The sequence below is a fragment of the Nocardiopsis moroccensis genome (genome assembly GCF_055763695.1).
Genome location: NZ_CP199747.1, coordinates 697,859 through 711,966, shown reverse-complemented (window position 1 = coordinate 711,966; position 14,108 = coordinate 697,859). Strand labels below are relative to the sequence as shown.

Genomic DNA, 14,108 nt, shown 5'->3' with positions numbered 1-14,108 from the left:
TACAACACCAAACACACCACAGCTACGCCCAGCCCGGCCGACCAGCACCGGAGCCCGCCAGCACACCCGGGAGCTCGACGGCCGGGCTCCGCTGTGCCCGACCCCCGCGACAGATTGCTGCCAACCGTGTACTAGCAGCACTCATTCGTCCAAACAACCGGCCAAAAAGCCCCGCCATGACCACAGCTTCATAACAGCACAGAGGCGAGTTGGCACCAACGCCCCTCTCCCACTTCCCGGAACGGAACTTCCGTGATTAAGCTCCGCTAACGCTCCTGATTAAGTCATGCCACACATCACGGGCATCAGGGAAGCACCAGCACCAACGACACGGCTGCACCACACAGCGTGCAACGCCGGTTGAACGGAGTGACCACGATCATGGCAAGCAAGAAGGTCCTAGGACTCACTGCCGCAACCGCGGCCCTCGTAATGGGACTGACCGCGTGTGGCAACGGCGGCGGCGACAACGGAGGCGACGGAAGCGGCGACAACGGAGCAGCCGAGGAGTTCAACTTCGGCATCCTCTACCCGCAGACCGGCGCCCTCGCCTTCCTCGGCCCGCCCCAGATCAGCGCGGCCAAATACGCCATCGACGAGATCAACGCCGCCGGCGGCATCCTCGGCACCGAGGTCCCCGCCATCACCGAAGGCGACGAGGCCGGCGACAGCGCCCAGGCCAACGAAGCCGCCAACAGCCTCGTCTCCTCCGGCGTCAACGCCGTCATCGGCGCCGCCGCCTCCGGCATGACCCAGGCGAGCTACGACACCATCACCTCCGCCGAGACCGTCCAGTGCTCCGGGTCCAACACCGCACCCGACCTGACCAACATCGACGACGGCGGCTACTACTTCCGCACCGCACCCAGCGACCTCCTCTCCGGCCCCGTCCTGGCCCGCCAGATGGTCGAGGAGGACGGCCACGTCGACATCGCCATCATCGCCCGAGCCGACGACTACGGCGACGGCTACCTCGGCGCCGTCGAGGCCGAGGTCGAAGCCCTCGGTGCCAGCGTCACCACCACCGAGACCTACGACCCCGACGCCACCAACTTCGACTCGGTCGTCAACTCCGTCACCAGCGAGGACCCCGACGCGATCGCCCTCATCTCCTTCCAGGAGGGCGCCCAGGTCATCGCCGAACTCATCGAAGCCGGTGTCGAGGGCGACCAGCTCTACATCACCGACGGCCTCAACGACCCCGAACTCGGCAAGACCGTCAACGAGGACGACCCCGACGTCATCAACGGCGTCACCGGAGTCGCCCCCGGCGCGGACAACCCCGAGTTCAACGAGGGCCTGCGCGAGTTCGACCCCGAGCTCGAGGTCTTCCAGTTCTCCCCGCAGGTCTTCGACTGCGTCACCGCCATCGCCCTGGCCGCCGAGTCCGCCGGCTCCGTCGAAGCCTCCGACTACGTCGAGCACCTGCCCGAGATCAGCCGCCCCGACGGCACCGAGTGCTCCAGCTTCGAGGAGTGCCGCGACCTCCTGGAGCAGGACGAGGCCATCGACTTCCAGGGCACCAGCGGCAACATCGACTTCGACGACAACGGCGACCCCACCTCCGCCACCTTCCAGGTCTTCCACTTCGGCGAGGAGGGCCACGAAACCCTCGGCTTCGAGGAGTACTCCGTCAACGAGTAACACCGTCACCACCAGAGAACACCACGTTCCCCGGTAGGAGACACCGTCAGCGGCACACACCGCACACACCGTCCGGGGGTGCGGGGCACACGCCCCGCACCCCCGGCTCTGTGCGCACCACACCACGGCGGACCCACCGCCCCGGCACGGCCGCACCCCGCGCGCCGTGCCTCGTCGTATACACACCGCACAACACACCACGGCCCCGAACCGGCCCCGGCCGCCACCCGCGCGCCCCCTCCCCCGACACCCGTCCACCGCCCCCTGCACCGGGCACCTCCCGAACGGACCCGACACCACCATGCCAACCCACAAGGCCCTGGCCCTGACCGCGGCCGCCCTCACACTCACCCTCGCCCTCACCGCCTGCGGAGAGAACAACGACACCGACCCCGGCGACAGCACCTTCACCTACGGCCTTCTCTACCCCCAGAGCGGCTCCCTCGCCTTCCTCGCCCCACCCCAGATAGCAGCGGTCGAATACGCGATATCCGAGATCAACGCCGCCGGCGGCATCCTCGGCACCGAGGTCCCCCCGCCCCGCGAAGCCGACGAGGCCGGCGACAGCGCCCGGGCCAACGAAGCCGCCAACACCCTCGTCTCCTCCGGCGTCAACGCCGTCATCGGCGCCGCCGCCTCCGCCATGACCCAGGCCAGCTACGACACCATCACCAGCAGCCGAACCGTCCAGTGCTCCGGGACCAACACCTCACCCGAACTGAGCAACATCGACGACGGCGGCTACTACTTCCGCACCGCCCCCAGCGACCTGCTCGCCGGCCCCGTCCTCGCCCAACAGATCATCGACGACGGCCACAACGACATCGCCGTCATCGCCCGCGCCGACGACTACGGAACCGGCTACCTCAACGCCGTCCAGGCCGAACTCGCCGCCATGGGCGCCAACGTCACCATCACCGAGACCTACGACCCCGACGCCACCAACTTCGGCGCCGTCATCAGCTCCGTCGCCGCCGTCAACCCCGACGCCGTCACCCTCATCTCCTTCCAGGAGGGCACCCAGCTCATGGCCGCCCTCCTCGAAAGCGGAATCGAAAGCCAGTTCTACCTCACCGACGGCCTCAACGACCCCGAACTCGGCACCACCCTCGGCGCCGCCTCCTCCGACGCCATCAACGGCACCACCGGAGTCGCCCCCAGCGCCGACAACCCCGGCTTCAACGACGGCCTGCGCCAGTTCGACCCCGAACTCGAGGTCTTCCAGTTCGCCCCGCAGGTCTTCGACTGCGTCACCGCCATCGCCCTCGCCGCGGAATCCGCCGGATCCACCGCCCCCGCCGACTACGTCGAACACCTGCCCGAGATCAGCCGCCCCGACGGCACCGAGTGCTCCGCCTTCGAGGAGTGCCGCGACCTCCTCGACCAGAACCAGAGCATCGACTACCAGGGCAGCAGCGGCAACATCGACTTCGACGACAACGGCGACCCCACCTCCGCCACCTTCGAGATCTTCCACTTCGGCCCCGACGGCTACGAGATCCTCGACTACGTCGAGTACACCACCGGCTAACCCGGCCCGGGACCAGAACACGACGAAGGGGGCGAGGCCCCCACGGGCCCCGCCCCCGACACACACCCGGATCAACCCTTCGCGAGCGTCCCCAGGTACAACTCGATCACGTTCGGATCGTTCAGCAGGTCCGCACCCGTACCCGTGTACGCGTTCCGGCCCTGGTCCAACACGTAACCGCGATCACAGATCTGCAGACAACGACGCGCGTTCTGCTCCACCATGACCACCGAAACACCCGTGGAGTTGACCTCCTTCACCCGCTGGAAGACCTCCTCCTGGTAGATCGGCGACAACCCCGCCGTGGGCTCGTCCAGAAGCAGCACCGACGGATCCATCATCAGAGCCCGGCCCATGGCCACCATCTGACGCTCACCGCCCGACAGCGAACCGGCCTTCGCCCTACGGCGCTTGCCCAACAACGGGAACAGGTCCGAGACCACGGCGAACCGGTCGGCGAACGTCCGCGGCCGCAGGAAAGCCCCCATCTGGAGGTTCTCCTCGATCGTCAACGACGGGAACACGTTCCGCGTCTGCGGAACGTAACCCACGCCCCGCTCCACCAACGAGTGCGCCGCCAAACCCGCGATACTCGAACCCCGCAGCGTCAGACCGCCCCCGCGCACCGGAATCAACCCGAAGATCGTCTTGATCAGAGTCGACTTCCCCGCACCGTTCGGACCGATGATCGCCACGACCTCGCCCTCGGTGAGCGTCAGGGTGCACCCGTTAAGGATGTTCACCCCCGGCACGTAACCGGCCACGATGTCCTTGGCCAACAGCAGGTAGTCCTGAGGACCCCCCACCTCGGCGGTCTCGGCCACCGCGTGCTCCAGGAACTCCTCACGGTGCTCCTGGAAGACCTCGGCCTCCGGCACCTCCTCCGGGCCCGGACGCGGCCCCCCGCTCTCCTCACTCATCGCCACTCCCCCGGACCTCGTCCTCGACCTCCTGGACACCCAGGTAGGCATCGATCACCTGCTGGTTGGACCGGATGTCCGAAGGAGAACCCTCCGCGATCACCTGACCCTGCGCCAACACCACGATCCAGTCGCTGATCCCCATGATCACGTCCATGTCGTGCTCGACGAACAGCACCGTCTTGCCCTCGTCACGCAACGACGTGATGTGGTGCAGCAACGACTGCACCAACGCCGGGTTCACACCCGCCATCGGCTCGTCCAACATGATCATGCTCGGATCGGTCATCAGCGCACGAGCCATCTCCAACAGCTTGCGCTGACCACCCGACAACGAACCCGCCATGTCCTGACGCTTGTCGACCAGCTTGAACCGCTCCAGCAGCTCCATCGCCCGGACCGTGTTCGCCTTCTCCTGACGACCCCACACCGGACGGAGGAACGCCCCGGCCATCCGCTCGCCCACCTGGCCCTGAGCACCCAACAACATGTTGTCGAGCACCGTCATCCGGGTCAGCGCCTTGGTCAACTGGAAGGTCCGCACCATCCCGGCACGAGCCACCCGGTGACCCGGACGGCCGTTGACCGACCGCCCCTCGAACGACCACCGGCCACCGTCCACCCGGTCGAAACCGGTCAACAGGTTGAACAGCGTCGACTTACCCGCACCGTTCGGACCGATCAGCGCCGTGATCGTCCCCCGCTGCACCTCCAGGTGCCCCACGTCCACGGCGGTCAGACCACCGAACGAACGCCGCACACCATCAGCCACCAGGATCGGATCCGACTTCGCCGAACCCGGCTCCGGAACCGCCCCGGCCATCCGATCGACCACGGCACCCGCCCCGGAGGCGTCCATCTCGTCACTTGACATTGACCAACATCTCCTTGCGGTCACCGATCAGACCCTGCGGCCGGAAGACGATCAACAGCACCAGCATCAGACCGACGAACGCCAACTGGATCGCACCGTAGTCCGGACCCGACAGGAACGGCAGATACCCCTCACGGCCCAGCCCCCGCAGGAAACCGTCCGTGAAGCTCATCAGGAACCAGAACGCCATCGAACCCACGATCGGCCCGAGCACGCGCCCGGCCCCGCCCAACAACAGGATCACCCACAGGAAGAACGTCACCTGCGGCTTGAACTGGTCCGGCTGGATCGCACCCTGGTGCACCGCCATCATGGAACCCGCCAGCGCACCGATCAGACCACCCAGGACCAGGGCCTGCATCTTGTAGGCGAACGCGTTCTTACCGAGGCTGCGCACAGCCTCCTCGTCCTCCCGGATACCCCGGACGACACGCCCCCACGGACTGTGGATCAGCAACCAGGTCAGCAACGCCGTCAGCGCCACCAGACCCCACGTCACCGACATCAACCACATGTGGTTGCCGCTGAACGAGAACGCACCGAACCCGTACCGCTCACCCGGATCGAAGAACACGTTCCAGGTACGGAACTCACCGGACAGGTTCTGCAGGCCGTACACACCCTTGGTCAACGGCTCCGCGAACCCCGCCCGGTACACCAGACGCAGCACCTCGGCCGCCGCGATCGTCGTGATCGCCAGATAGTCCGCCCGCAACCGCAGCGTCGGAATACCCAACAGCAGCGCCAACACCACGGCACAGGCCAGACCCACCAGGAACCCGACCAGCAACGGCAACTCGAACACCGCGACGCTGATACCCACGCCGTAGGCGCCCACCAGCATGAACCCGACCTGGCCGAAGTTCAGCAACCCCGTGTAACCGAAGTGCATGTTCAGACCGATCGCGGCCAACGCGTAGATCGCGGCCACCGGACCCACCGCGGATCGGGCGGACTCGGCGAGGATCAAGAAAATATCCATTGTCTACCTCTCCTAGCCGACCCGCTCGCGCCGACCGAGCAGACCCTGGGGCCTGATCAGCAGCATGAGGATCATCAGGGCCAGAGCCCACGCCTGCATGAGCTGTGTGGGGAACCACAGGGTGGACAGCATCGCCACCAGACCGACGGTGATACCGCCGACCATCGCGCCGTAGGCCGTTCCCAGACCGCCCAGGATCACCGCGGCGAACATGAGCAGCAACAGACGGAAGCCCATCTCGTAGTCCACGACCTGGTTCAGACCGAAGAGCACACCGCCCAGCGACGCCAGGCCGCCGCCCAGGAACCACACGTACAGCGTCACCCGGTCCACGTCGATACCCGAGGACTCCGCCAGGTCCCGGTTGTCCGAGACCGCACGCATCGCCTTGCCGATCCGGGTGAACTGCAGCAGACACGCCACCAGCACCAGGACCACGACCGAGATGGCCATGATCACCAGGTCGCGCGGCGGCATCGAGATCGGACCGAAGCTCACCAGCTCCTGCACCTGGTAACCGGCGTAACGCTCCCGGTTCGCCCCGAAGAGCACCAGCAGCACGTGCCGCACCACCAGGGCCAGACCGATCGAGACGATGAACATCTGGATCAGCGCGACGTTGCGCCTGCGAAGCGGACGCCACAGGTAACGCTCCATCGAACCGCCCAGGACGGCACCCATGACCACCGCGATGCCGGCAGCCGCCCACAGCGGCACCTGCCAGCCCAGGTCGTCACCGAGCACGCCCACCAGCGTCGCCAGCGCGATACCGCCGAAGACCGACGACCACTGGAGGACGACCAGCGTGGTCCGGTTGAGCCTGTCCTCGGCGAACGCCCCCAACAGGACCGCGACACCCAGACCGGCGAAGATCGCCAGCAGGGAATTGCCCAGCCCCGCGGCGCCGGTACTGAACAACAGGGCCATCATCGCGCCGAAGGTGACCATGTCACCGTGCGAGAAGTTGATGACCTGCGTCGTACCGAAGATCAGTGAGAGGCCGATCGCGGAGATCGCGATGACCAGGCCGAACAGGAGACCGGCCGCGGTGAGCTGCACGAAGCGCTCCCCGAATCCGCCGCTGACGCCCTCGACCGCGACGGACTCGTCGTCGGCGGGCACCTCCTCGTCCTCGGCCGCGTCCTCTTCCGGTGAGGGGGCCGCCTCGTCCTGCTCGGCGGATTCACCCGGGTGTTCCAGCACGATGAGGACGAGCCGGTCCTTGTTGGCCTCGACCTCGACCTCGGCCTCTCCGTCGACGACAAGCGCCGTCTCACGTACGGCGAACTCGCTGGGGACGGACTCCTGGTCCACCACTAGGCGGTAGTCGCCCGGTCCGGGCAACCCCACTTCCCAATTTCCATCAGGGCCGGTCTCCACCGCATCGATCTCGTCGTCACCCTGGAAGACCGTGATCAGGATGCCTTCGACACCCTGGTCCCGGTCGTCCGGCTGACCGATCTGACCGTGCAGCGACTCACCGCCCTGTTCGTCTGCCGTCGCCACTGCCCCGGGGATCACCAGGAATGCGGTGATCAGGGCGAGCAACACGGTCACGAGGCGTGTGCGCACGCGCGCTCCTTGCGCATCTGAGGTTGGCGGACTCCGAATGCGAGCATTCGGGTACCGCTGTCCTTTAGCTGTTCGGTGCGGTGAGTTTAGCCCGATTTAGGCTGGTCATTCAGCATCACTTAAGCCACGTGATCCAACCGTCACCCCATTGTGTGCAACCGAGATCAAACTGGTACGAGATCCGCGTTGACCCTGGACGTTCGTCTAGCTTTCGCCGCTGCAAGCAGCCAATCTGTAGGTTTGTGCCGAGTCTCGCCCCGAGGCCGCACGAAGGGGCCGCACCCGGTCGGGTACGGCCCCTGTTCAGTACTGCGGGGGTCGGCTGGTTAGGCCTGCTGTCCCCCGAGCGTCTCGACGACTGTCTCGGCGACCTTGCGCATGGTCAGCCGACGGTCCATGGAGTTCTTCTGGATCCACCTGAACGCCTCGGGTTCACTCATCCCGTGGCGGCTCTGCAGCAGCCCCTTGGCCTGCTCGACGAGCTTGCGCGTCTCGAGCCGGTCCTGGAGGCTGCTGACCTCCGCCTCCAGCGCAGCCAGTTCGGCGTAGCGGGAGGTGGCCATCTCGATCGCCGGAACCAGGTCCGACTTACTGAAGGGCTTGACCAGGTAGGCCATCGCCCCCGCCTCGCGAGCCCGTTCGACCAGCTCCCGCTGGGAGAAGGCAGTCAGGATCACGACCGGGGCGATGCGGTCCCCGGCGATGCGTTCGGCGGCGGAAAGGCCGTCGAGCACCGGCATCTTGATGTCGGTGATCACCAGGTCCGGCCTCAGCTCCTGGGCAAGCCGGATAGCGGCCTCCCCGTCGCCGGCCTCCCCGACGACGGCGTAGCCGTCCTCCTCGAGCATCTCCTTGAGATCCAGGCGGATCAGGGCCTCGTCTTCCGCGATCACCACACGGCTCTGCGTCCTCGTCACGTATACGAGGTTACCGAGATCCGCTAGTATGCTGTGCGTCGGCCCCGGCAATGCCGGTCAATCGTGACTGCACTGTTGGCGGACCGCCGCCCACCGGAAGCCGAGCAGGCAAACCGGACAAACCAGCCGGAATGATGGAATGGTAGACATAGGGGACTCAAAATCCCCCGCCCGCAAGGGTGTGTGGGTTCGAATCCCACTTCCGGCACCCACAACAGAGCCGCCTCCGGGTGGCTTTTTTGCTGTTCAGTGGCATCCCGCCAGAGAATGTCCGAAGCGTGAGCAACCATGCACTGTATGTACTCACGCAAGATCGTTGACGAGACCTTTCGCCTCAAAACCCAAGGGCTGACCGATAAGGCCATAGCAGCTCAGTGCGGTGTATCCATCCAAGCAATCCGGCACTGGCGCTACGGGAACCGACGAAGCCCTGGTACCGAAGCACGCCGTGCGGAGCGCACCCTGTACTGCCCCAGGTGTGCGAACGGAGAAATCAACCAAGAAGCCTACGCCTACGTGCTAGGCGCCTACCTCGGCGACGGCCACATCACGCAGGGCAGGCGTGGAGTGTACGCGTTGTCAATTTTCTACGACAACAGCTATCCCCAACTCATCAGTTACTGCAAGGTTGCGATCGAGGCCGTCTTCCCCGTCGGGGTGTTCATGGTCAAACGGGCTGGCTGTACCGAGATCAAGGCGACGTCCAAGCACTGGCCCTGCATCTTTCCCCAGCACGGCAAGGGTCACAAGCACTCACGCCCGATCGTCCTGGAGCCCTGGCAGCAGGACATCGTTGGTGAGCAACCCAAAGCCCTCATACGTGGGTTCATGCACTCGGACGGGTGCCGCGTCATCAATCGAATACGCAAGAAGCGGCCGGATGGTAGCGCGGAGTACTACGAATACCCGCGCTACCACTTCACCAACACGTCGAAGGACATCATCGGCGTCCTTACCTGTGCCCTGGACCGGCTGGACATCCCCTGGAAGGTCCACACCAGCAAGGGGAAGGGAACCCATCAGGACAAGCACGTCGTGTCCGTCTCCAAGCGGGACGCGGTGGCCCGGATGGACCAGTTCGTCGGGCCGAAGTACTGAGGAGTCGGGTTCGGGGACTCGGAGGCCGACGAGGACGGCTCCCACCCGGTGTTCGCGTTCGGTGGATGAGAACCGCCCCCTCCGTCAGGTGGACCCGGGTTTCGACGGCGGGTCGGCCGGGTGCTTCGCGGGAGAGAACTGTCCGGTGGCGATGAGGACCGCGACGAGGACGAGCGGCACGATCCACCCGCTCCAGCCGAGGACCGTCGCCTGCGTGGTGTCGATGTGCTCCCCTGCCCGTGCGAAGAGGAGGTAGGTCCCGGCCGCCCCGTTGAACGCGGCGTGGGCGAGGGCGGCGGGCCACACGGATCCCGACCGGAGCCGCAGCCAGCCGAAGAGCGCGCCGACCAGGGTGCACATGAGGACCATCGCGGTCAGGCCGAGCCAGCTGGGCGCGTCGGCGTAGTTGTACCCGAGGAGGATGAGTGGGGCGTGCCAGAGGCCCCAGATCACGCCCATGGCCAGGAGGGCCGGGAGTGTGCCGAGGGGCATCAGCTTGGGGAGCAGCCATCCCCGCCATCCCAGCTCCTCTCCCAGGGCCGGGATGAGGTTGATGAACGCGGCCAGGGGCAGGATGGCGAGCTGGAGGGTGATCAGTGCGCCGGTCGGTATCGGGATCTCGCCCAGTCCCGCGGCGCCCGCCTGTTCGTCGAGGGCCTGTTGGAAGGCGGAGAAGTTCGTGAAGTCGGCCGGGTAGACGCTGAGCAGCGCGCCGATCGGGAGGGCTGCCAGGACGAGGGCGATGGACCCGAAGATTCCCAGCGCCGCGTAGCCGATCAGTCTTCGGGCCGGTTTGAGCGGCCACAGTCCGAGCGTCCATGCCTTCTGTCGGGGTTTGTCCATGAGGAACACGACGACGAGTGCCGCGATAGCGGGGGTCGTCATCATGGCGACGGACACGAGGGGGAAGAGGGGGCTGGTGAGTCCGTCGCCGAGCCAGAGTGGGAGGGCGACGAGCCAGGCGAGGGCGAACGCGAGGGCGGTGAACACGCCGATGGATCGTAGGTCGTGTCCGCTCATGCGGGGGTGGGTCGTGGTGGTGGTGCGGGTTTGGGGGGTCACGGCGTCTGCCTTTCGAGGATGTGCAGGCCGGCGATGGTGCGGTCGTCTCGGAAGGTGATGCGTGCGGTGTAGTCGCCCGCTTCGAAGGAGAGCGGTGTGTTGGTGACGGTCATGTCGCCGGCCCGGGCGGCCTCTGGTTCGCCGTGTCCTTCGTAGGCTCCGGCAAGGCCGATGATCTGGGCCCATGCGGCGGCGAGTGCGTCTTCGGGCAGGCCGTCGCGCATGGTCGGGTCGAACTGTTCGGTGACGCGCGTCCATTGCCCGGAGGCGAGGTCGTCGACGGTCGAGGCGGCCAGTTCGGTGGCGCCGGGGAGCGGGGTGGTGTTCATGGGTTGTCCTGTTCGGGGGTCGACCGGTTTGCCGTAGCGCTGGAACGCCGCCTGTCGGCTGACGCCGAGTGCGTCGCCGACGGTCTGCCAGGTGGCGCCGTTGCGGCGTGCTTGTTGGACGACTGCGCGTACGACGTCGTCGGCTGCCGTCTGGATGCTGACGGCGTGTCCGATGGAGTGGGTCCAGTCGTGGTCCGTGGTGAGGACGCGTGAGGCGAGGAGGGCGTCGGTGTGGGTTTTCAACGCCCGCAGCGCATCCGTCAATTTTTCTTGCACTTGTCAAGAATAGATTTACATGTGGCGTTCGCGCCAGTCCTGTTCCTGAACCCCAGGGGGATCGTGGACCGTCGGGGGCTGCGGGGACGCGGTGTTCGCGGGTGTGTGGCGGGTCAGTTGGCTCGGAGGTGGTCCCTGAGGGTGCGGGCGGCTCGGCCGATGAGGGCTTCGGTGGCGGGTTGTTGGCGGGCGGGGACGTGGGATGCGGTGAGGGCGGCGATGGCGTAGGCCTCGCCGTTCCTGTGTTCGACGACGCCGATCTCGTGGCGGTGGTTGAGGACGCTTCCGGTTTTGGAGGACCAGGTGCTGGCGTCGGTGCTGAACTCGGGGGCGAGGCGGTGGCGGACGACGTTGTCGGCCATGAGGGCTCGTAGGCGGGCGGCGACGTCGGGGTGGACGGTGGTGGGCTTCCAGAGGGCCTGGAGGAGGTCGACGTGGGCTCGGGCGGAGCCCGAGTTGGCGAGGGTGACGTCGAGTTGGGGGATGCGGTGGCCGCGTCCGGCGGTTTGGGCCTGGATCGCGAGGGTGTGGGCGAGGTGGGTCTCGTCGGGGGCGAGGCGTTCGGCGGGGGTTTCGTTGAGGTCGCGGACGCGGTGTCGGACGGTGATGCCGTGGATGTGGTGTTCGTGGAGGGTGCGGGTGACGTGGGTGGGCGGGGTGAGGTCGAAGAGGGTGTCGGCGGCGACGTTGTCGCTGACGCACATGGCGAGGTAGAGGAGGTCGTCGATGGCGACGGTGGTGGGGTGGCGGAATCGGCTGAGGCCGAGGGGGCCGGTGGTGGGGCCGCCGGGTTCGATGCGGATGGGGGTGGCGCCGTCGAGTTCGCCGTGGTGGAGGCGTTGGAGGGTGGCGAGGGCGAGGGGGACTTTGACGAGGGAGGAGGTGGCGTACTCGGTGTCGGGGTGGATGCCGATCTCGTGTCCGGTGTTGAGGTCGCGGACGAGCAGGGAGGCGTGGAGTTTGGCCTGGTCGAGTTCGGTCTGGAGGCGTTGGGTGATCACGGGGTGGGTGCTCCGAGGCAGTGGGCGATGTGGGCGTGGAGGCGGGTGCGGAGGGTTTCGGCTTTTTCTCCGGTGGCGGTGTAGGTGCGGGTGGGTTGGGTTTCGCCGAGGGGTCGCCAGTGGAGGTTGAGGTCTTCTGCTTGGCGGGGTGAGCAGAGGAGGAGGTCGTGGGTGGTGAGGACTTCGGCGGTGGCGTTGGTGAGGGTGGTGGCGTGGGTGATCTGGGTGGGGTGGAGGCCGACGGTGTCGCCGGTGTGGGTGAGGGGGTCGCGGATGTGGGGTGTGTCGTCTTCGGGTTGGATCCAGACGCGGCGGGGCGGGGTGGTCTCGCCTCGGTGGGGGCGGAGGGTTTCGAGGTAGTGGGTGTTGAGGTGGGGTGGTCGGTGGGTGGCGAGGCCGAGGGGGACGGTCCAGTGGGCCTGGTCGGGTGGGACCGCGGTGATGGCGGTGCGGACCTGGTTGGTGTGGAGGAGTTCGGTGCGTTGGGCGGGGTGTGCGGGGTGGGGGTCGAGGTGGAGGTCGTGTTGGCGGGCCTGTGCGGTGAGGTGGGCGAGGTCGTGGGTGGTGCAGGTGGTGGGGACGGCGATGCGGAGGGGGGTGAGGCGGGCGGTGGCGGCGTCGTGTTCGAGGGTGTGGGCGAGGTGGACGAGGCGTCGTGCGGTGGGCAGGACGGTGTGGCCGAACTGGGTGAGGGTGGGGCGTCGGGTGGTGCGGTCGAAGAGGGGTGCGCCGAGGTGTTTTTCGAGGGCGGCGATGCGGCGGCTGGCGACGGGTTGGGGGATGCGGGCGGCTGCGGCTCCGTGGGTGAAGCTGCCTCTGTCGCTGACGTGGACGAAGGCTGTGCAGGCTCCTAGGAGGTCCATGGCCTGATGTTATGCCGAAAGTGCATGGGTGTGGCTGTTTCTGTCTTGGACAGTATGGGTGGTGGGTGGTGAGACTGCGGGGGCGGGCCGGTTGTGGTTCGTTCTCTCTTTGTTCCGTGGGGGTTGTTGTGCGTATTTCGGTATGGCGCGGGTTCGTGGCGTCGGTGGCGTTGGTGCCGTTGGTGGGTTGTGGTGCGGCGGAGGCCGGTGGGGGTGCGTCTTCTGCGGGTGTGCCGTCGGAGTCGCCCGCCGAGGCGGATTTCGCGGCGGAGTTCGGGGCTTTGGAGGAGGAGTTCGACGCCCGGTTGGGGGTCTACGCGTTGGACACGGGTTCGGGGGAGGAGGTCGCGTTCAGGGCGGACGAGCGGTTCGCGTACATGTCGACGTTCAAGGCCCTGCTGGCGGGGGTGGTGCTGTCGGAGAACTCGTTGGCGGAGATGGAGCGGGTGGTGACGTACGGGGAGGAGGATCTGCTGGAGTACGCCCCGGTGGCGGAGGAGAACGTGGATTCGGGGATGTCGTTGTTGGAGCTGAGTGATGCGGCGGTGCGGTACAGCGACAACACCGCGGCGAACCTGTTGTTGGCGGAGGTCGGGGGCCCGGAGGGTTTCGGGGAGGCCTTGACGGAGCTGACGGGCGACGAGGTGACCAATCCGGTGCGGTCGGAGCCCGAGTTGAACGAGGTGGGTCCGGGCGACGAGAGGGACACGAGTACCCCGGAGGCTCTGGTGGGGAGTCTGGAGGCGTTCACGTTGGGGGACGTGTTGCCGGAGGAGCGTCGTGAGGTTTTGGTGGACCTGATGGTGCGGAACGTGACGGGGGACACTCTGATCCGGGCGGGTGTGCCCGAGGGCTGGGTCGTGGGTGACAAGACCGGTGGCGGGTACGGGATGCGGAACGACATCGCCGTGGTGTGGCCGGAGGAGGGCGAGCCGATCGTCATGGCCGTGCTGTCGGGTCGTAACGAGGAGGGGGCCGAGTACGACGACGCGTTGATCGCGGAGGCCACCGAGGTGGTGGTGGAGGCCCTGGACTAGGG

The 14,108-nt window shown here is 66.9% G+C and carries 13 protein-coding genes and 1 tRNA gene; 5 read left to right on the top strand and 9 right to left on the bottom strand.

Annotation, left to right across the window (positions count from 1 at the left end; genetic code table 11):
• The first annotated feature begins 381 nt into the window (after positions 1-381).
• Complete coding sequence (locus tag ACUKCB_RS03000; protein ID WP_473038902.1) at positions 382-1,644, top strand: ABC transporter substrate-binding protein; 1,263 nt, start codon at positions 382-384, stop codon at positions 1,642-1,644.
• 301 nt (positions 1,645-1,945) lie between these two features.
• Positions 1,946-3,175 (top strand): ABC transporter substrate-binding protein, encoded by a 1,230-nt coding sequence (locus tag ACUKCB_RS02995; RefSeq protein WP_473038901.1) that lies wholly within the window; start codon positions 1,946-1,948, stop codon positions 3,173-3,175.
• Positions 3,176-3,246: 71 nt separating this feature from the next.
• On the opposite strand, the gene ACUKCB_RS02990 is transcribed toward ACUKCB_RS02995, so the two are convergent.
• From ACUKCB_RS02990 to ACUKCB_RS02970, 5 genes are all read right to left on the bottom strand, one after another.
• Positions 3,247-4,095: an ABC transporter ATP-binding protein gene (locus ACUKCB_RS02990; protein WP_473038900.1), complete on the bottom strand. Its 849-nt coding sequence runs from the start codon at positions 4,093-4,095 to the stop codon at positions 3,247-3,249.
• A complete protein-coding gene (locus ACUKCB_RS02985) occupies positions 4,088-4,969 on the bottom strand; it encodes an ABC transporter ATP-binding protein (protein WP_473038899.1) in 882 nt (293 codons plus the stop codon). Before ACUKCB_RS02985 ends, ACUKCB_RS02990 begins: the two co-directional genes overlap by 8 nt.
• Positions 4,959-5,951, bottom strand: a complete 993-nt coding sequence (locus ACUKCB_RS02980; RefSeq protein ID WP_473038898.1) for a branched-chain amino acid ABC transporter permease — start codon at positions 5,949-5,951, stop codon at positions 4,959-4,961. The genes ACUKCB_RS02985 and ACUKCB_RS02980 overlap by 11 nt, the downstream gene beginning before the upstream one ends.
• A gap of 12 nt (positions 5,952-5,963) precedes the next feature.
• Positions 5,964-7,523, bottom strand: a complete 1,560-nt coding sequence (locus ACUKCB_RS02975; RefSeq protein WP_473038896.1) for a branched-chain amino acid ABC transporter permease — start codon at positions 7,521-7,523, stop codon at positions 5,964-5,966.
• A gap of 326 nt (positions 7,524-7,849) precedes the next feature.
• Positions 7,850-8,419, bottom strand: coding sequence for an ANTAR domain-containing response regulator (locus ACUKCB_RS02970; RefSeq protein ID WP_191272679.1), 570 nt, complete (start codon positions 8,417-8,419; stop codon positions 7,850-7,852).
• 146 nt (positions 8,420-8,565) lie between these two features.
• Between ACUKCB_RS02970 and ACUKCB_RS02965 the strand changes: the two genes are divergently transcribed.
• Both ACUKCB_RS02965 and ACUKCB_RS02960 read left to right on the top strand, forming a co-directional pair.
• A tRNA-Leu gene (locus ACUKCB_RS02965) sits at positions 8,566-8,648 on the top strand.
• Positions 8,649-8,737: 89 nt separating this feature from the next.
• Complete coding sequence (locus ACUKCB_RS02960; protein ID WP_473038895.1) at positions 8,738-9,538, top strand: transcriptional regulator; 801 nt, start codon at positions 8,738-8,740, stop codon at positions 9,536-9,538.
• An 84-nt stretch (positions 9,539-9,622) separates the two neighbouring features.
• On the opposite strand, the gene ACUKCB_RS02955 is transcribed toward ACUKCB_RS02960, so the two are convergent.
• From ACUKCB_RS02955 to ACUKCB_RS02940, 4 genes are all read right to left on the bottom strand, one after another.
• Positions 9,623-10,558 (bottom strand): lysostaphin resistance A-like protein, encoded by a 936-nt coding sequence (locus ACUKCB_RS02955; RefSeq protein WP_473038894.1) that lies wholly within the window; start codon positions 10,556-10,558, stop codon positions 9,623-9,625.
• 38 nt (positions 10,559-10,596) lie between these two features.
• The gene (locus ACUKCB_RS02950) at positions 10,597-11,205 is read right to left on the bottom strand and encodes a DUF3887 domain-containing protein (protein ID WP_473038893.1); all 609 of its coding nucleotides are present in this window, start codon (positions 11,203-11,205) and stop codon (positions 10,597-10,599) included.
• 113 nt (positions 11,206-11,318) lie between these two features.
• Entirely contained in the window at positions 11,319-12,206 is an 888-nt protein-coding gene (locus tag ACUKCB_RS02945) for a serine hydrolase (protein WP_473038892.1), read from the bottom strand.
• Entirely contained in the window at positions 12,203-13,069 is an 867-nt protein-coding gene (locus tag ACUKCB_RS02940) for a LysR family transcriptional regulator (protein WP_473038891.1), read from the bottom strand. Before ACUKCB_RS02940 ends, ACUKCB_RS02945 begins: the two co-directional genes overlap by 4 nt.
• A gap of 128 nt (positions 13,070-13,197) precedes the next feature.
• Between ACUKCB_RS02940 and bla the strand changes: the two genes are divergently transcribed.
• Complete coding sequence (gene bla, locus ACUKCB_RS02935) at positions 13,198-14,106, top strand: class A beta-lactamase (protein WP_473038890.1); 909 nt, start codon at positions 13,198-13,200, stop codon at positions 14,104-14,106.
• The last annotated feature ends 2 nt before the right edge of the window (positions 14,107-14,108 follow it).